We start from the raw sequence: 17,723 nt of genomic DNA on the forward strand, positions 1-17,723 counted from the left end.
ATGACCACGTTCCACTTCGACCACCTGTGCCAGGCCATGCAACGCTGGACCCTCTCCCTATTGCTGGCTTGCGGCCTGTGCGCCAGCACCGATGCCGGCGCCGCCTGCACGACTACCGGCGCCTGCCTGTCGGCCGGGCCGCGGCTGGCCAGCCTCGACACGACGAAAAGCGCCCTCCTCAACCCGCTGCTGGGCGGCCTGCTGGGCAGCGACATCAGCCTGACAGCGGTGGACTGGAACACGCTGGCCACCGGTGAGGTCAACCTGCTCGGCTTCCTGACGGCACTGCAGGCACAGGCCAATGTCTCCAGCCCGGCCCAGGCGCTGGACGCCAGCGTCACGCTGGCGCAGGTCGCCGCCGCGCTCGGCGTGCAGGCCCAGGCGCAGGCCAGCACCAGCCTGAGCGGCGTGCTGGCCACGCTGGCGGGGCAACTGGGCGGCGCCGCTGCCACCATTCGCGTCGGCGACCTCGTGAAAGTCACCGCCGATGCCGGCACGCTGGCGAAAACCACGATCAATTCGCTGGACATGCTGACCGGACTGATCCAGCTGTACAACAAGCGCAACGTGGCCTTCACGCCGCAGCCGGTCGGCATTTCCGGCGGCCTGCTGGGCATGCAGGGCGTGGTCAACAGCGCGCAGCTGTACGCCCAGGTGATCGAACCGGCCGTGTATATCTGCGGGCCGGCCGGCGCCAGGTTCCACAGCGCGGCGATCCGTGTCAAGCTGAAACTCGACCTGGTCACGCTGGCGCCGGTCACGGACGTGCTGACGGCACTGCTCGGCAAGACGGAGATCGCCATCGGCCAGCTCGACGTGTACGTGGAGATCGGCCGCGGCGAAGGCACGCTGAAGGCGGTCGATGCCGTCGCCCGCGCCGTCACGCTGCAGGCCTCGCCCGGCGTGGCCGACATCTATCTCGGCAAGATCGCCGACAGTGTGTTCTTCAACCGCAGCCGGGCGATCAATGCCGCCACCGACCTCACGCACGGCAAGGTCGGCACGCTGTCGGCGCTCGGCCTGTCGCTGCTCGATATCGAGATCAAGGCCTCGGCGCGCGGCCAGGCGCCGCTGGGCGGCAGCACGGTGACACTGAGCGGCAACTTCCCGCAGACCCGCACCATCAGCAGCAGCACGATGTTCGTCACGAACCTGGCCAGCGGCCTGCTGTCCAATCTCGACCTGCGCATCCCCCAGCTGAACCTGGGCGCGCTGCTGAATGCCACGGTGACGGGCCTCGTCAAAGGCCTCGTCACGGACGTGCTGCGCCCGGTCCTGGCGCCGATACTGGGCGGCGTGGTCGACCCGCTGCTGCAATTGCTCGGCATCGGCCTGGGCCAGGTGGTCGTTACCGTCAACGGCATCTGCGAGGCCTGCGACGAGTTCAAGCTGCTGAAGGCGGTCGACAAGGCCAATGCCGCGCCGGGCACCATGCTCGCCTACACGATCACCTACCAGAATACCGGCAGCACCACGCTGAACAACCTGAAGATCGTCGATGCGACGCCGGCCTTCACCGTGTTCGGCAGCGGCGCCTGCGGCACGCTGGGAAACGGCCTGAGCGGCTGCACGGTCAGCGGCAAGCCGGCCGCGGGCGCGGCCGGCACGGTCGAATGGACGTTCACCGGCACGCTGGCGCCCGGCGCGACCGGCACCGTGACCCTGAATGTGCTGGTGCAATAGCGGCAACTGCGTACTGGACGGCGGGCGTTTCCCGTAAGACAATCCCGGCATGCCCCTTGCCGCCTGCTTCCCGCGCTTGCCGCGTTTCCCGCGTTCTCCGCGTTTCCCCACCATCGCCCTGCTTGCGGCGCTGGCCGCCCTGCCCCCGGCGGCGCACGCGCTCGATCCGGCCATTCCTCTGGACGGTTACCGCCACGAACGCTGGGGCGAACTGGAAGGCGCGCCCCGCTTCATCGACACGCTGGCGCAGACCGAGGACGGCTGGCTGTGGGTGGCCAGCCGCCAGGCCGGCCTGTTCCGCTTCGACGGCGTGCGCTTCCACCCGTTTGAAACCGTCGACGGCAGCGGGCTGCAGAACCCTGGCATCACCGTGCTGCGTCCGGCGCGCGACGGCGCGCTGTGGATCGGTCATGGCCGCGGCGGCGTCACCGTGCTGCGCGGCGGCCGCTACCGGCACCTGCTGACGCCGGTGCAGACGGGGCCCGTGTTCGCCATCGCGCTCGACCGGGACGGCGCCGCATGGGTGGCCAGCGGGCGCGGCCTGTACCGCATCGCCGGCGAACGCGTCGAGCGCGTCGGGGCGGAACGCGGCTATCCGAGCGCGCGCGCCGAGCATGTGCTGGCCGACGGCGCCGGCCGGCTCTGGGTGGCCGACGGCTCCTCGCTGTACCTGCTGGCGCCGGGCGCGCCCATGTTTGCACGGGTGCGCGCGGCGCGTACCGATCCGATGGTGATCGAGGCCGGCGACGGCAGCGTATGGCTGGTGCTCGGCAAGCAGTTCGAACGCGTGGCGCCGCCGTCTCCGCGCCGGGTACCGGCACCGCCGGGGCGCAGCAGCTCATACCAGTCGGTGTTCGACCGCGACGGCAACCTGTGGTCGGGCAACTGCCCGGTCGGGGTGTGCGTGCTGCGCGCGGATCGCTGGCGCGACGGCGCGAGCTTCACGCCGGTCGGCGCCGCCGAACGGCTCGACCAGCCATGGCAGATGACCAGCCTGTCGGTCATGTCGCTGATGGAAGACCGCGACGGCAGCCTGTGGATCGGCACCCCGGCCGGCCTGGAACGGCTGCGCGACCAGCCGGTGCACATGGTGCCCGAGCTGTTCGACCGCGGCAAGTCGCACGCGGCGCCCGCGCCGGATGGCAGCATCTACGCCGTCCAGGTGCGCAAGTTCGACGACACCACGGGCCTGTCGCGCATTGCCGGCGGCAAGGTCGACACGCTGGCCGATCCGCTGGCGGCGCGGGCGCTGGCCCGCGGGCCGGACGGTACCCTGGTGCTGGCCGGCGAACGCGGCATCGCCGTGCTCGGCCCCGGCGGCACCCGGCGCATTGCGCTTCCAGCGGGATTGCCGGGCACGGACAGCCTGCGCATCGCCAGCGTGCGCGCCGGCATCGGCGAATTCTGGATGTGGACCGTGCGCCAGGGAGCGTGGCATTACCGCGACGGACAATGGACGCCGCCACCGGCGCGGCGCGACGATAGTCCGAAGGTCATCGCCGTCGATGCCGCCGGCCGCAGCTACCATGGCCTGCCCGGCAACCGGCTGCGCATCGTCGATGGCAGCGCGGTGCGCCAGTACGGCGCTGCGGACGGCCTCGCCGTCGGCGGCGTCAATTTCATCCACCCCGGTGAGCCGCTGCTGGTCGCCGGCGAGCAGGGCATCCAGGTGCTGGCCGGCGGCCGCTTCCAGCCGCTGCGTTTCGACGTGCCCGGCGGCGTGGGCACGCTGTCTGGCATCGCCGACGGCCCCGGCGGCACGCGCTGGCTGAACACCGAACGCGGCATCCTGAGTGTGCAGCCTGGCGACTGGCAGCGCACACTGGCCGATCCGCGCATTGCCCTCAAGGGCCGGCTGTTCGACTCGCTGGACGGCTACGTCGGCGGCGGCGAATACACGGTGCTGACCGATACGGCATTTGCCGCGCCCGACGGCAGGCTGTGGTTCGCCGGCGAGCGCGGCCTGGCCTGGATCGACCCCGGACGGATCGGCGCCAACCCGGCCACTCCCGACGTGGAAGTACTGTGGTTGACGGCTGCCGGCGCGCGCCACCGCGGCGACGCGCCGCTGCGCCTTCCAGAAGGCGTCGAGGACGTACAGATCGACTACACCACGCCGAGCCTGGGGATGCCGCAGCGGGTCACCTTCCGCTACCGGCTGGCCGGCGACGCGGCATGGCAGGAAGCCGGCACGCGCCGCACCGCGTACTTCCAGCGCCTGTCGCCCGGCGATCACGCCTTCGAGGTCATGGCCGTCAACGAAAGCGGTGTCGCCAGCCGCGTCACGACACTGCGCTTCCGCATTGCGCCGAGGCTGACGCAGACCTGGTGGTTCTACGGCGGCTGCGCGCTGGCGGTGCTGCTGGCAACGGCATTCGCGTACCGGCTGCGCACGCGCCGGCTGGCGGCGCGCATCGAGGAACGTCTGCTGGTGCGCGTGCGCGAGCGCGAGTCGATCGCCCGCGCGCTGCACGACACTTTCCTGCAGAGCGTGCAGGGCATGCTGCTCAGCATGCATTCGGTGATGGTGAAGCTGCCGGCCGACAGCCCGGTGCGGGCGGAATTCGAACGCGTGCTGGAACGCGCCGAGCGCGTGATGGTCGAAGGACGCGACGAGGTCAAGGGGCTGCGGGGCGAGTTCGGCAGCGCCGGGGATTTCTGGCAGGCGCTGTTGCGGGACGTGGAGCTGACCGTGCCGGGCAGCGCCCGGCGCATCCGCCTGCACGCTCCCGAGGCGATGGCCCGCCTGCAAGCGAACCTGTGCCGCGATGTGCACGCGATCGCCCGGGAAGCGCTGACCAACGCGCTGCGCCACACCGCCGGCCCCGTCACCTTGCTGGCCGATGCCAGCCCGCGCGCGTTCGAACTGTCGGTCAGCGACGAGGGAAAGGGCCTGGGCGAGTTCGCCGACGGCAAGCCCGGCCACTTTGGCCTGGCGGGCATGCGCGAGCGCGCCGAGCAGGTCGGCGGCCGGCTCTTCATCGAGAGCAGCGCGAACGGCACGTGCGTGCGCCTGGCGATTCCGGCGGCCCGCGCCTATGCGCCCGCGGCGGATGGCGCCAGCGCGGCCGCGCAGGTGTGATCAGGCGGCCAGCACCCGCTCCAGCGTGGCGAAGAACGCCTCGCGGTCGAACAGGCTCTTCACGGCGCCATCGGGCAGTTCCAGCACTTCGCTGACATCGGTGCGCATATCCGTCACGCCGCCACCGGCGCGCAGCAGCTTCGGCGACGGCCGCCGTGCGCTGGCCGGCAGGTGCACGATGCTGTCGACGCGATCGACGATGACGCCGTAGCGCTCGTCGCCCCGTTCCAGCACGAGGATCCTGCACTCCGCGGTATCTTCCAGCGCCGCCATGCCGTACAGCCGGCGCAGGTCGATGACCGAAATCATCTGCTGGCGCAGGTTCAGCATGCCGTGCACGCAATCGGGCGTGCCGGGCGGGCGCGTCATGCCGGCGGCGTACGGGATGATTTCGCGCACCTGGCCGATGTCACTTGCCCATGGGGTGCCCAGCTCGAACGCCAGGTACACCTGCTTGCGCGCGGCAGCCTTGCTGGCGTCGCGTCCCGCCTCGCGGGCGGCTTCGTCCTGGTAGATGCGGCGGTGGCCGGCGCAGACCTCGGCCAGTTCGGCATCGCTGAGCACGTTCGCATGGTCGAGGAACAGCGTGTCCGGGCCGTCCTGGCGCGGCAGGCAGCCGCGGAACATCGCGCCGCGCCGCGTGCCGAGCAGCGGGATCGGCAGCACGTCGCTGTCGAAGTAAGGCATGATCGTATCGACCGAATCGACCAGGAATCCCAGCAGCTCGCCGCCGATGCGGGCGATCAGGATGCGCCGCCCGGCTTCCCCGGCATGGTCGCCGGCATGGTCGCCAGCACTGTCCGCGCATCCCATCAGCGCGGCGAAATCGACGATGCCGACGGCATGGCCGCGGAAGTTGATCCAGCCCTTGCACAGCGGCCCCATCATCACCGACGTGCGCAGTTCCGGCACGGGAATGATTTCCTGCACGGCCGACATCGCGAAGGCGAACGCCGTGCCGCCGGCCGAGAAGCACAGGCACTTGCGCGCCTCGGCATGGCGCAGGAAGCGGGCGCGCTCGGCGGCCCGCGTGGCCGTCGTCATCGCGCGCACCTGCGGCACGTTCTCGATGCGCACCAGCGCATCGGGCACCAGCACCTGCAGCAGGCGGCCGCTGTCGGCCAGCAGGATGGTGCCGCCGATGACCGAGGTGCGCCCGTCGGCGTGGCTGACGGCGCTGCGCTGCTCCGGCCGCACGCGCATCACTTCGCCGGTGGCGTCGAACACCAGGCCGACCAGCACGTCTTCATGGTCGAGGATGGCGATTTTCTGGTTGGCCCCGGCGGCCGGCGCCGCCGGATCGAAGATGCGCGCCAGGTTGACGATCGGAATCGCCGTGCCGCGCAGCGTGAAAATGCCTTCCAGGTAGCACGGCGACAGCGGCATGCGCGTCACCCGTTCCGGGTAGGCCACCACTTCGCGGATCGCCAGCGCCGGCAGCGCGAACTCCTCGCCGCCCAGCTGGAAGCTGCCGAACAGTTCCAGCCCGGCGGCATCGGCCAGCGCACGGCCAGCGGCTGCGCGGGCCGATTCCATGGCCGCCGCCGCACTGCGCGCCGCCGGATCGAGCGGCACGCCGGCCGCGGTGGTGTCGAACATCTGCATGGACGGTTTCCTGGTAAATCAGACGGTGAAGCCCGACACGGTACGGTTCAGTTCCGCCGCGGTGCGGTTCAGCTCATCGGTCTGTACGGCGATCGTGTCGCACGAACCAGCCGATTTTTCCGATTCCTCGGCGATGTGGTTGATCGCCACGGCCACTTCGCGCGCCGTCAGCGACTGCTCGTTGACGGAGGCCGAGATGTCGCCGATGGCCAGCGAGGTGTGCTCGACTCCCATCGCGATGCGGTCGAACGCGTCGCTGGCCTGGCGCGAGATCTCGCTGCCCTGTGCCACGCGCCTGACCGACTCGGCGATCAGCTTGGAAATTTCCTTGGTGGCCTGCGACGAGCGCTCGGCCAGCTTGCGCACTTCATCGGCCACGACCGAGAAGCCCAGGCCGTGCTCGCCGGCGCGCGCCGCCTCGATCGCCGCGTTGAACGCCAGCATATTGGTCTGACCCGCGATCTCGCCGATCACCTTGACGATCTCGCTGATGTCCTCGGACGACTGGTTGATCAGCGCCATTGCCTCGATCGAACGGGCCACCGCCCTGGCACCCGTCTCGGCGGCATCCTTCGTGCTTTGCGCCAGCGTGTTGGCTTCGCCCGCACCGCGGGCGATGGTGGTGATCGATGCCGTCAGGCCGTCGACCGACGCGTTCATCTCTTCCACCGTGGCACCCAGCGCCTGGGCGCCGCCGGCCACCACGTTCGAGCGCTCCGCGATCGCCTCGGCGGACGACGACAGCCGCCCCATTTCCGACACCACATGGCCGATCACGCCGCGCAGGTCGGCGATCATCTTGCCGACGCCGGCGCCGAGCAGGTCGAGCGGATCGCTGCCCGGCATGTCGATGGTGCCGGTCAGGTCGCCGCGCGCGGCGCGCTCCACCTGCTCGAGCAGCAGCGCCACCTTGCGGCGGTCGGCCTCGCTCCGGCGCTCCACGTCGGCTTCCAGCGCCACCTGGGCGGTGATGTCGGTGGCGAACTTGACGACCTTGTACGGCTTGCCGTCCAGGCCGAGGATCGGATTGTAGGTGGCCTGGATCCACACGGTGCGGCCATCGGCGCCGAAGCGCTTGTAGCGCCCGGCATCGAACTCGCCGCGGTTCAGCTTCTGCCAGAACTTGCGGTATTCCAGGCTGGTGGCGTAGTCGTCGTCGCAGAACACCCGGTGGTGCTCGCCCTTGACGTCGCCCAGTTCGTAGCCCATCACGGCGAGGAAGTTCGCGTTGGCGTTCAGCAGGATGCCGTTCATGTCGAATTCGACCACCGCCTGCGCCTTGTCGATCGCGTTCACCAGGCCGGCATGCTCGTTGGCGCGCACCTTGTGGGCCGTGATGTCGCAGGCAAACTTGATCACCTTGTACGGCCTGCCCTGCTCGTCGAGCACCGGGTTGTACGACGCCTCGATCCACACGTCGCGGCCGCCCTTGCCGATGCGGCGGTATTGCGCGCGTTCCGTTTCGCCGCGGCGCAGCTTCGCCCAGAACGCATCGTACTCGGCCGAGCGTACGTAGTCGGGATCGCAGAACATCGAATGATGGCGGCCTGCCACTTCGTCCAGCGCATAGCCCAGCGTGGCCAGGAAGTTGTCGTTGGCGTGGGTGATCGTGCCGTCGAGGTTGAATTCGATGATGGCCTGCGCCCGGTTCAGGGCGCCATTGACGGCGAGGAGATCCTGTTCGGCGGCGGAGTGGGCTGCGAAGCTGCTGGTATTCATTACGATCCTGATGGTCTGTTCAACGGAAGGCGCCTTGCGGCGAAGAAGAGACGACGTTGTCTGGGTCGGCATGGGTATTATCGGGCTTTAGTTTCCACCGGTAAATACATCGAGTATCATTTTTAGTGATTTGTTGGATGCAAGTGACATTATCGGCCTGGCGGGCAACACTTCGCTGTCACGGCACCATGGCCGTGATTGCCGAATCGATCACCCAGACGCCCCGCGCCAGCAATGACATGTAAGATGGTCAATCACTTCCGATTGGTCGAACTACCTACGAAAGGTCCTGATATGCCCCATCCACACTGGACGCTGGCGATTGACCCCGACAGCCAGGGGGCGGACTACTCCAGGAGCTGGCAGATGATGCCCGACCTGCTGTCGGTAATCGATATCCCGACCGCCACCTTCGAACACGTCAACCCCGCCTGGTGCCGGGTGCTCGACTGGGAAGCATCGGACATGGTCGGGCTGCCCTATACCCGGTTCGTTCATCCGGAAGACCTGGCAGCCAGCGAGATGGCCTTTCAATTGGTCATCGCCGGCGAGCCGGTGCTGGAATTCGAAAACCGCTACCGCCACAGGGACGGCAGCTACCGATGGCTGTCATGGGCCTCGGTGCCGGATGGTGCCAAGCTGTTTTCCCGGGCGCTCGACGTCAGCGACCAGAAAGCGGCGATGCTGGAACTCGCCGCGCGCACCATCGAACGCGAGCAGGTCTGGGAATTATGCAGGGACCTGCTGCTCGTGGCCGACGCGCGGGGGCGCTGGCTCAGCGTCAATCCCGCCTTCACGCGCATGCTGGGCTGGCATGAGAACGAACTGCTGGGACGCACGTCGGAATGGCTGGAGCATCCCGACGATCGCGCGCGGACGCGCCAGGAGGTGGCCAGGCTGGCAGCGGGGCAGACGACCCTGAAGTTCGAGAACCGCTTTCGCGCGAAGGATGGGCGCTACCATTGGCTATCCTGGACAGCCGCGCCGCATAACGGGCTGTTCTTCTGCGTAGCCAGGGACGTTACGGGGGACTCCCCTTCCAGCGACATGCCCCCGCCAGCATGACACCGGCAGGGGCTGGGGGCATGCCGTGTCCTCGGCAAGGTCGCGTTCCACGCCGGGCCGCGACCGGCTCAATCCCGGCCCCCCGGCGGGGGCAGCCTTACCGGCTCGCCCAGCGCGAGCCGGTCCGCCTCGCGTGACTGTCGGGGCGAGCCGAGCACCCGTTCGATGACTTGCTGGGACACGCCGTTCGCCGTCATGTAAACCCACGCCCGGACCGCACCGAGGGTGCTGTCCAGCAGGACTCCCCTGCGGACGATCGATGCCTGCTCGTTGTCGGCCCTGCGCTCCATATGGCGATCCGTTGTCCGGCTGTCCTCCGATGCGAACGAGAGCCGAAAGGTCATTAATCATTTTGCAAGTCGCGAGTGTCTCACACTTTGATCGTTTTTAGGCATATTCCTACAGTGTTAGGAATATTCCTACTCAAAGGACCAGCGGCTGCACCGCTGCCTCCCGTTCATCGGGATACATATGATTGCTGGAAAGTCCGTGGGGGCGGGGCCCGTGGCGGTCAGCCCGCGCCGGGCGCTGCCGGTTCGGCCGTGCGTCCCTGCTGCCGCAGGCGCGCGCGAAAGGCGGTCGGCGTCGAACCGGTGGTTTCGCGGAACGCGGTGGTGAAGCTGCCGGCATTCTGGAAACCGACCAGCTGGGCAATGTCGCGCACGTCGAGCGCGGTGTCGCGCAGCAGCGCGCTGGCGCGCTCCAGCCGCAGCGCGCGCACGTAGGCAAACACACTGACGCCGAGCCGGGTGCGGAAGACCTGGCCCAGGCGTTCCCGGTACGTCCCGACACGCCGCGCCAGCTCGGACAACTCCGGCAGGTTGCCCAGGTTTTCCGCGATCAGGCGCCGCGCGGCACTGAGCAGCACGGCATCGAAATCGCCCGGCTCGTGCGCGGGAGGCAGCACCGGGCCGCCCCTGCCCGACCGGCGCAGCTGGACGGCGACCCGCGCCATCAGCTCGTCGCGGTCGAACGGCTTGGCGATATAGTCGACGGCGCCCGCCATCAGGCCCGTCACGCGCTCGGCGCTACTGGCCGCGGCGCTGACGAACATGATGGGGATGGCGTGCGTTGCCGGATTCGCCTGCAGCAGGCGGCAGCACGCATAGCCGTCCATGTCCGGCAGGTGGACATCGAGAAGGATCAGGTCAGGCGGCGTCGCCTGTGCCAGCTGGTAGGCCTGCGCGCCGGACCGGGCCACGGAGACGCCGAGATGGTGTTCGCTCAGCAGATCGACCAGCATCAGCTGGTCGAACGACGAGTCGTCGACGACCAGCACCTGCGCCGGCCCCTGGAAAGCATTTGTCATGGTGACTGCATTTCAACAATAAGTCGCCGCTGCGCGCCGCCGACGAGCCCTTTGGCGGATGCTACACCGATCGACAGCCGCGCCTCACACGTTTCTGAAGAGCCCGATTGATGGACATAAAGGCACGTCCGTTCGCCAAAAAACGACGGAGCGGTGAATAGTCACACATTCTCACATTGATCTAGAGCAATATCAGTGTATGATTGAGCCACTCCCCAGGCAGCCGGACACCCCGCTGCCGCGCCGGGGAGTATCCTTTGCCGGATCGCCACCCAAGAAAATGCGTGGCATCACCGGCAGTGACACCCAGATGACGTGTGACGTGATGAAAAAGTTCTCCCTGATCGTGCTGATGGCATGCACCCCATTAATGTGTTCCGCCGCAGGCAAGAGCGCCAGCGCCACCATGCAGGTCAGTTTCACGGTGGTCGAGGCTTGCAGCGTCCAGGGAACGGCCAATACCGCGCAGGTCAACTGCGCGCAGGACACCCCGTACCAGCTCCAGGCCCGGCCGGCCGCCTCGCCAGCCCAGGCCCAGGCTCTTACCTCGGTCCCGGTCACTGCGCCGTCGGCTTCCCCCGGCAATGCCGAACCGCTGACCGTCTACTTCTGATCAAAAATAGATTGTCGCGGTCACCGTATCGCGGTAATTGCCCGGGGTCGGCGTTCGCTGTGCCGGAACCCGCCCGTACATCTTCACCGACTGCGTCGCCCCGCTCCCGGTCCCGGTGACCACCGACGTTCCGGCCGTGCCGTCGCCCCACAGCGGGCCATCGAGCGTACCCGATATCTCGTAGCCGATCGTTTCGCCGGTCGCCGCGTTGCGCATCCTGCGCGCCGCCGGCTTGCCGGACACCGACCCGCCGTTCAAGGCGATCGAATAGGGATTGTTCGCGGTGCATTGCACCGAGATCGTGCCGACCGTGCGCACCGCGGAGGTCAATACCCGGTTGTTCGCGCCGAAGGCCAGCGTATCGGCATTGATATAGCAGTTGTTCGTCACGGTCGCCCGCACCTTGAACGAGAACGCCGCACTGGCACCGGTCTTGCAATCGGCTGCCGGAGCAAGCAGGCCGAAGAAGGCATACCGGATCGCGCCATGGCCGGAAAAATCGGCGACGTAGGTCGTATCGGCACCGCCGCTCGACGGCACGCCGCTCAGCGCGGATGCGGGAATCCTGGCATAGACGGTGAAGGTCTGCGACAGCGCGCCCAGCGCCAGCAGGCCGCCCATCCGCGTGGTGATCGGCTGGGTTCCCGTCTGCGCGGTCGAACCCCATACCGAGGAAGCCGCATAAGTGCTGTCGCGATACAGGTTGTACGCCAGCCTGGCACTGCCATTCTCCATGGCGCGCGTGGTCACGGAGGTGCCGCCGCTGCCGGCACCGGCATTGACGCAGATGTTAACGTTCGGCAGCAGCAGCACGCCGAGGTTGCCCAGCAGCGTCCAGTTGCAGGTCACGGTCAGCGTGCCGTTGGCAAAATAGTCGCCGCCATCCACCGGGCTGACCTGCCCGAAGACGATATCGGACATCGCTGCCGTGCAGTTGTCGGCCCGTGCACTGCCGCTGGCCAGCGCGCACGCGGCCAGCAGCAACAGGATGCGCAGCCAGCGGGCGCTCATGGCCGCGCTCCCTGCCATGCTTCCGCCCTGCACTGCAAGGGGCCGATGACAGCGAGCGTGCCGCTGGCTTCCTGCCACGCGAAGCGCACCTCGCAGCGGGAGCTGCCGGAGCCGACGACCAGCCGGTTGTCGGCCTGCAGGCCGTCCACGAAGGCTACGCCGTCGTAGCCGACCACCGTGCTCTTGCCGGAGCGGGGATCGTTCACCGGCGTGCCGGCAGGCAGCGGCGTACCGTCCGGCCCATGCAGGATGACCGTGGCGGCGGCATAGCGTTCGATCGGGAAAGATACCAGCACCCCGGCCAGCCGTTGCGGCACCGCCATCACGCTGGTGCTGCGCACGCGCGCGTCGACCGGCAGCGCGGTGGTGTCGATCGACAGCCGGTTGCTGGTGTACGGAATCAGGTTCGGCACCAGCAGGTAGCCACGGCTGTCGGTGCGCCCGAGCGGCCGGTTCTCGTGGACCACCGGGACGTCGGGCGCGCCGGTGGACACCAGGGCGAAACCGGCGCCGACCTGGCGTGCCGGCGCCACCACGCCATCCATCAGCACCAGCGCGCCACCGGCATCGATCGCCACGCCATTGCGGTCGCCGCTGCGCTGGCCGACGACCGTGACCTGGCCGGCACTGCCGAGGTATTGCAGCTGCGCCTGGGTGTAGCGCGACGTTTCGATGCCACCCTGCTGCAGCGCCCAGCCGAAGCCGCCGCCGTAATCGGCCGGCCGGACCAGGGAAACGTTATGGCTGTCCTGCCTTTGCTGCCTGCCGCCGGTAACGTTGGCGGACATGCGCTCGCCGAACGACATGCTGACCGACAGCGACAGGCCGCGCGATTCGCGCCGGTCGAGATCCTGCCACGCCCCCAGGCTGGCATACACGCCGCCGGGGAACGAGGCGGACCAGTTCAGCGCGGCGATGCGTGCCGGCTCCTGGCCGGGCACCCGGTAGCCGACATAGCTGATGCCGGCGCTTTGCCCGAACGGCAGCGCCACGTTCAGGCTGGCGCGGTCGTTGCGGCGTGGCGGCGGCGTGCCCTCGCCGCTGGCCAGATCGGCATAGCGCGCGGTGGCCCGCTGCGTCTGCAGGTCGATGCTGAACAGCGCGGAAATATACTGGTAGCCAAGGCTGCCCAGCAGGCCGCGCTCGCGGCCTGCACTGGCGGCCAGCGCAGCGTTGACGACACCCGCGCGCCCCAGGCGCAGCATGCCGCCGCCGCCGAGATTGAGCAGGCCGCGGCCGGCCTCGCCATGTGCTTCGACCGTGACGGTGTCGGACATGCCATGGCGCACCGAGGCGCTGGCCGCGGGACTGGCGGCATAGCTGAACGAGCGCATGCCGAAGTCGCGGCGCAGCACGCCCGCCTCGACGGAAAAATCGGTCAGGCCAGGCGCCATCATGCGCGTGTCGATGTACAGCGGCAGCGTGGTGGCAATGGAACGCCCCAGCGCATCGCGGGTCACGATGCTGGCCTGCCCGGCACCGTTCAGGCCGCCGATCTGGTCGATCACGAACGGTCCGCTCGGCACTTCGGTACTGAGCTGCTGCATGCCGTTGACGTACAGGCTGACGGCGGTGGGCACCACGGCGGTGCCGCGCACCGACGCCACCGGATAGGTCAGCAGGTCCGGACGCAGCGCGAAGTTCTTGCGCCACTGGATGCCGCCCAGGCGCATCGACCGGCTCCAGGTGAGCGAGTTGCTGACGATGTCGCCGACCTGCACGGTTTCCAGCGTGGCGGGATCGGAACGGGTCCACCAGGTATCGAAGCGCGTATAGGTACGGCCTTCGCCGCGCAGCGTGGTCGTGCCGCTGGTCGAGAACACCCCGCGCGCATCGAACCAGCGCAGTTCGTGCAGGGCCGCGGCGCGGCCGCCCTGCCCCGGCTGCGCATAGAACTGGTAGTTCAGCAGCGCCCCGCGCGACGTGCCGGCGCTGGTGGCCAGGTCGCGGTCCGGCCGTGCCGCGACCGCGGTCGTGGCACGCAGCGCTTCGTCGACCGTCAATTCCAGCGACTGCGCCGCGCTATCGTAGCGGTGCGCCAGGCCGCGCGCGGCGGCAAGGTCGAATTCGCCGTCGGCGGGCAGGCCGAACACGGCCGGGTCCAGCTGCAGGTCGCGCAGGTTCTGCACACTGCTGCGCAAGCCGCGCGGCCCCTGCGTGAAGCGCAATACCATTCCCGTTTCCTCTCCGTTCAAACGTACTTCCAGGTACAGCTCGGCCTGCGCCGCTGCCTGCACCGGTGCATCGGCGCCGGCGCCTGCGCCGGGATCGGCACCGGTGGTACCGGCCGCAGCCGCGGCACCGGCGAACGGTACCATGGCGACCACCACGCAAGCCAGCGCACGCATGCCAGCCGTCCGGCTACTGGCCGGCGACGTCGGCGCTCTGCGCGCGCGCGTTGACGATCGACTGTACCGTTACCTTGCCGTCCAGCCGCGCGTCCTGCGCGACCGGCAGTTTCCAGGTCCGCTGCTGGCCCGCGAGCACGTAACCCAGCAAGCCCTTGCTGATATCGATTTCCGTGCCCGCCGCGTCACGCAGCTTCGTCGCGCCCAGCTGCGCATGCAACGCGCCGCTGTTGGCCACGCGCAGCATCCAGCTGCCCTCCTGGCGGAACACGCTCCACGCCAGCGCCGGCGCCGGATCGCCGGCCGGCACAGCGAACACCGGCACCGAATAGCGCAGCCGGATATTGACGCCCGATTCCGCATTGTCGCCGCGCGGCAGCTCATCGATCAGCAGGCGGAAGCTGCGCTCGGCGGGGGCCGGCGCGCCCGACTTCAGGATCAGGCGGATCATCTGCGTGGCGCGCGGCGCGATCTCGATGATCGGCGGGCTGACCACCAGATCGGCGGTATCGGCCAGCACATCCTCGCCGTCGCGCTGGGTCCAGGCATACGCCCGCACCTGGCCATATACCGGCGCGTCGCCCTGGTTCTGCAAGGTGATGCCGGACGCGCCCTGTCCGGCACGGAAGGTGATCGACACCGGCGATATCTGCAGGTTGGCGGCCGCCGCGCCGGCGCAGCCGAGCGCCAGCAGGCAGGCCGCGATGGCGGCGCGGATCGTCATCAGAAGTAGACGGTCGCTGTGATCGTCGATTTGTAGGTGTCCGGCGCCGGCGTGGTCTGCGCCGGGATTTCGCCGTGCACGGTCAGCGTCTGCTCGTTGCCGTTGCCGGTACCGCCGAGCGTGTCCGTGCCCTGGGTGTTGCCCCACAGGGCGCCGCCGGAGGCCTGGTACAGGTTGAACTTGACGGTACCGGTATTGGCGCCGGTGCCGCTCATGTAGCGGGTCGTGCCCGACGAACCGGTGCCGGTGCCCTCGTTCAGGCCCAGGTTGAACGGCGTGGTGTTGGTGCAGGTCACCTTGATGTCCGATGTCGCCGTGACGGCGGTCGCCAGCACGCCGCGGCCGGCACCGAAGTTCAGCGCCGCCGCTGAAATGGTGCAGTCGGCCACCAGGCCCATCGTCACGTCGAACGTTGCGGTCTTGCTGCCGTTGTTGTAGACGGCGGCGTTGGCGGAGGCCGCCAGCATGAGGGTGAGGCTGGCGGCAAGCAGGCGGCGGGCGGGCAAGGCGATGAACATGTTTTCTCCGAATCGAACGATCACGAAAGCTCGGCAACGGGGTTGCTGTAGCTCAATATTTAGGTGGATTATGAATGTGCGGATTAGAGATGCAAGTTGGCACGCCGTGAAAACACATTGGCCAGATGGGAAAATACGAAAAAAATGATACTGATGAGATTAATCCGCAACACCAGTTGTTGCTGCTAAGATAATCGTCCACCCGGGCCATCGCGGCCGGCCGCCACTACCGGCACAACTACCGGCCACACCTACCGGCCGTCGAAACGGGCGGCCAGCGCACTGCCGCGCATCTCCTCGACGATCGCGTCGACGAACAGGCGCACCCTGGCCGGCACCAGCTTGCGCGAGGTGTAGTAGATCGTCAGGGCGCGCGTGCCGCCATCCCAGCAGGGCAATATGCGTACCAGCGCTCCACTGTCGAGCAGCGGCAGTGCATGGGGCAGCGGCAGCAGCGCGATGCCCATGCCGCACGCCGCCGCATGCGCCATCGCTTCGGGATCGTCCATCACCGCCACGGCGACGACCGGCGCGACAAGCTCTTCGCCCGCGCCATTGCGCAGCCGCCATGGCGCGACCCTGCCCGATTCGAGCGAGCGTCGCACCAGGCCGCGGTGGCGTGCCAGCCCGTCCGGCGCGGCGGGAGTGCCGTGCTCGCGCAGGTAGGACGGCGCGGCCGCCAGCACCAGGCGCACCCGGGCCAGTTCGCGCGCAACGATTCCCTCGGCCAGCTCGATGCCGCCGTCGATCGCCACGTCGACGCCTTCGGCAACCAGGTCGACCTGGCGATCGTCGAAATGCAGGTCGGGCACGATCGCCGGATGGCGCCGCACGAAATCGGCGACGATCGGCACGATGTAGCGGCGCCCGACAGCGTGGGCCAGCGAGACCTTCAGCGTGCCGGCCGGCGCGCCGGCGCCTTCCCGCATCACGGCCAGCGCATCGCCGATGTCGCGCCATGGCTGGCGCACGTGCCCGTAGAGCCGCTCGCCGTCCACGGTGAGCGCCAGGCGGCGCGTGCTGCGCTGGAACAGGCGCACGCCCAACCCGGCTTCGAGCCGGGCAACGCTCTTGCTGACCGCTGCCGGCGTGACGCCGAGGCGCCGCGCGGCGGCGGAGAAACTGCTGTCGTCGGCAGCGGCGACGAAGGCATCGAGATGGGCTGCCAGATCGGTATCCATCCTCATCTTATACCGCAGGTTGAAACTGAATGCCAGATTGATGGGCTACCGGGATCGAATCCCGACGACCATACTGGGTTCATCGTCACTTCACCCAAGGGGAAAACACCATGAACACCGCACTCAACGGCAAAGTAGCTTTCATCAACGGCGGTTCGCGCGGCATCGGCGCCGCCACGGCACGCCGCCTGGCGCGCGACGGCGCAAGCGTCGCGATCGGCTATGCAGCCTCGGCGGGTGCCGCCGAAGCGCTGGTGGCCGACATCGCGGCCGCCGGCGGCACCGCGCTGGCGATCCGCGCCGACGCCGCCGATGCCGCTTCGCTGAAAGCGGCGATCGACACGGTCGCCGACCGCTTCGGCCGCATCGACATCCTCGTCAACAATGCCGGCGTGCTGCACCTCGGCGACGTGGCGCAGTTCTCGCTGGAAGATTTCGACCGGACGGTGGCCGTGAACGTGCGCGCCGTGTTCGTGGCATCGCAGGCCGCGCTGGCGCACATGGGCGAAGGCGGCCGCATCATCAACGTCAGCAGCACCAATGCGCTGCGCATGCCGTTTGCCGGCGGCGCCGTGTACGCGATGAGCAAATCGGCGCTGACCGGCCTGGCGAAGGGCATGGCGCGCGACCTGGGGCCGCGCGGCATCACCGTCAACAATGTGCAGCCGGGCCCGGTGGATACCGACATGAACCCCGCGGATGCCGAATTCGGCGCCACCATGCACAGCCTGATGGCATTGCCCCGCCATGGCCGTCCGGACGAGGTAGCGGCGATGATCGCCTACCTGGCCAGCCCGGAAGCGGCCTTCGTCACCGGCGCCGACCTGCTGATCGACGGCGGCTTCGCGGCCTGACGCCGCGGCCC

The 17,723-nt window shown here is 68.7% G+C and carries 14 protein-coding genes; 5 read left to right on the forward strand and 9 right to left on the reverse strand.

Features of this window, described 5'->3' with window-relative positions:
• Window positions 1–1,683: a hypothetical protein gene (locus tag ACY34H_RS03020; protein ID WP_464976002.1), complete on the forward strand. Its 1,683-nt coding sequence runs from the start codon at window positions 1–3 to the stop codon at window positions 1,681–1,683.
• A gap of 49 nt (window positions 1,684–1,732) precedes the next feature.
• Complete coding sequence (locus ACY34H_RS03025; protein ID WP_464976003.1) at window positions 1,733–4,765, forward strand: sensor histidine kinase; 3,033 nt, start codon at window positions 1,733–1,735, stop codon at window positions 4,763–4,765.
• Here ACY34H_RS03025 and ACY34H_RS03030 read toward each other — a convergent pair whose 3' ends face one another.
• Together ACY34H_RS03030 and ACY34H_RS03035 are read right to left on the reverse strand one after the other, a co-directional pair.
• Window positions 4,766–6,370: a chemotaxis protein CheW gene (locus tag ACY34H_RS03030; protein WP_464976004.1), complete on the reverse strand. Its 1,605-nt coding sequence runs from the start codon at window positions 6,368–6,370 to the stop codon at window positions 4,766–4,768.
• A gap of 18 nt (window positions 6,371–6,388) precedes the next feature.
• Entirely contained in the window at window positions 6,389–8,089 is a 1,701-nt protein-coding gene (locus ACY34H_RS03035) for a methyl-accepting chemotaxis protein (protein WP_464976005.1), read from the reverse strand.
• A 294-nt stretch (window positions 8,090–8,383) separates the two neighbouring features.
• Between ACY34H_RS03035 and ACY34H_RS03040 the strand changes: the two genes are divergently transcribed.
• Window positions 8,384–9,154, forward strand: coding sequence for a PAS domain-containing protein (locus ACY34H_RS03040; protein ID WP_464976075.1), 771 nt, complete (start codon window positions 8,384–8,386; stop codon window positions 9,152–9,154).
• A 68-nt stretch (window positions 9,155–9,222) separates the two neighbouring features.
• Here the strand turns inward: ACY34H_RS03040 and ACY34H_RS03045 are convergent, their stop codons facing one another.
• The gene (locus ACY34H_RS03045) at window positions 9,223–9,498 is read right to left on the reverse strand and encodes a hypothetical protein (RefSeq protein WP_464976006.1); all 276 of its coding nucleotides are present in this window, start codon (window positions 9,496–9,498) and stop codon (window positions 9,223–9,225) included.
• Between the two features lie 167 nt (window positions 9,499–9,665).
• The gene (locus tag ACY34H_RS03050; RefSeq protein ID WP_464976007.1) at window positions 9,666–10,463 is read right to left on the reverse strand and encodes a response regulator; all 798 of its coding nucleotides are present in this window, start codon (window positions 10,461–10,463) and stop codon (window positions 9,666–9,668) included.
• Between the two features lie 199 nt (window positions 10,464–10,662).
• On the opposite strand from ACY34H_RS03050, the gene ACY34H_RS03055 reads away from it, so the two are divergent.
• Window positions 10,663–11,076: a hypothetical protein gene (locus tag ACY34H_RS03055; RefSeq protein ID WP_464976008.1), complete on the forward strand. Its 414-nt coding sequence runs from the start codon at window positions 10,663–10,665 to the stop codon at window positions 11,074–11,076.
• Here ACY34H_RS03055 and ACY34H_RS03060 read toward each other — a convergent pair whose 3' ends face one another.
• The 5 genes from ACY34H_RS03060 to ACY34H_RS03080 form a co-directional block, all read right to left on the reverse strand.
• A complete protein-coding gene (locus tag ACY34H_RS03060) occupies window positions 11,077–12,087 on the reverse strand; it encodes a Csu type fimbrial protein (protein ID WP_464976009.1) in 1,011 nt (336 codons plus the stop codon).
• The gene (locus ACY34H_RS03065; protein WP_464976010.1) at window positions 12,084–14,435 is read right to left on the reverse strand and encodes a fimbria/pilus outer membrane usher protein; all 2,352 of its coding nucleotides are present in this window, start codon (window positions 14,433–14,435) and stop codon (window positions 12,084–12,086) included. Before ACY34H_RS03065 ends, ACY34H_RS03060 begins: the two co-directional genes overlap by 4 nt.
• Before the next feature lie 13 nt (window positions 14,436–14,448).
• On the reverse strand, window positions 14,449–15,159 hold the full coding sequence (locus tag ACY34H_RS03070; protein ID WP_464976011.1) for a fimbrial biogenesis chaperone: 711 nt from the start codon (window positions 15,157–15,159) through the stop codon (window positions 14,449–14,451).
• Window positions 15,159–15,677 (reverse strand): Csu type fimbrial protein, encoded by a 519-nt coding sequence (locus ACY34H_RS03075; protein WP_464976012.1) that lies wholly within the window; start codon window positions 15,675–15,677, stop codon window positions 15,159–15,161. Before ACY34H_RS03075 ends, ACY34H_RS03070 begins: the two co-directional genes overlap by 1 nt.
• A 251-nt stretch (window positions 15,678–15,928) precedes the next feature.
• Window positions 15,929–16,858, reverse strand: a complete 930-nt coding sequence (locus ACY34H_RS03080) for a LysR family transcriptional regulator (RefSeq protein ID WP_464976013.1) — start codon at window positions 16,856–16,858, stop codon at window positions 15,929–15,931.
• Window positions 16,859–16,968: 110 nt separating this feature from the next.
• Here ACY34H_RS03080 and ACY34H_RS03085 point away from each other — a divergent pair, with 110 nt between their 5' ends.
• Entirely contained in the window at window positions 16,969–17,712 is a 744-nt protein-coding gene (locus ACY34H_RS03085) for an SDR family oxidoreductase (RefSeq protein ID WP_464976014.1), read from the forward strand.
• The last annotated feature ends 11 nt before the right edge of the window (window positions 17,713–17,723 follow it).

This window comes from Pseudoduganella sp. jia 9 (assembly GCF_055502615.1).

Coding starts and splice junctions, on each gene's coding strand:
- ACY34H_RS03040 (WP_464976075.1), top strand. CDS start 8,384: ATGCCCCATCCACACTGGACGCTGGCGATTGACCCCGACAGCCAGGGG.
- ACY34H_RS03030 (WP_464976004.1), bottom strand. CDS start 6,370: ATGCAGATGTTCGACACCACCGCGGCCGGCGTGCCGCTCGATCCGGCG.
- ACY34H_RS03075 (WP_464976012.1), bottom strand. CDS start 15,677: ATGTTCATCGCCTTGCCCGCCCGCCGCCTGCTTGCCGCCAGCCTCACC.
- ACY34H_RS03055 (WP_464976008.1), top strand. CDS start 10,663: ATGATTGAGCCACTCCCCAGGCAGCCGGACACCCCGCTGCCGCGCCGG.
- ACY34H_RS03025 (WP_464976003.1), top strand. CDS start 1,733: ATGCCCCTTGCCGCCTGCTTCCCGCGCTTGCCGCGTTTCCCGCGTTCT.
- ACY34H_RS03085 (WP_464976014.1), top strand. CDS start 16,969: ATGAACACCGCACTCAACGGCAAAGTAGCTTTCATCAACGGCGGTTCG.
- ACY34H_RS03080 (WP_464976013.1), bottom strand. CDS start 16,858: ATGGATACCGATCTGGCAGCCCATCTCGATGCCTTCGTCGCCGCTGCC.
- ACY34H_RS03035 (WP_464976005.1), bottom strand. CDS start 8,089: ATGAATACCAGCAGCTTCGCAGCCCACTCCGCCGCCGAACAGGATCTC.
- ACY34H_RS03065 (WP_464976010.1), bottom strand. CDS start 14,435: ATGCGTGCGCTGGCTTGCGTGGTGGTCGCCATGGTACCGTTCGCCGGT.
- ACY34H_RS03060 (WP_464976009.1), bottom strand. CDS start 12,087: ATGAGCGCCCGCTGGCTGCGCATCCTGTTGCTGCTGGCCGCGTGCGCG.
- ACY34H_RS03020 (WP_464976002.1), top strand. CDS start 1: ATGACCACGTTCCACTTCGACCACCTGTGCCAGGCCATGCAACGCTGG.
- ACY34H_RS03070 (WP_464976011.1), bottom strand. CDS start 15,159: ATGACGATCCGCGCCGCCATCGCGGCCTGCCTGCTGGCGCTCGGCTGC.
- ACY34H_RS03050 (WP_464976007.1), bottom strand. CDS start 10,463: ATGACAAATGCTTTCCAGGGGCCGGCGCAGGTGCTGGTCGTCGACGAC.
- ACY34H_RS03045 (WP_464976006.1), bottom strand. CDS start 9,498: ATGACCTTTCGGCTCTCGTTCGCATCGGAGGACAGCCGGACAACGGAT.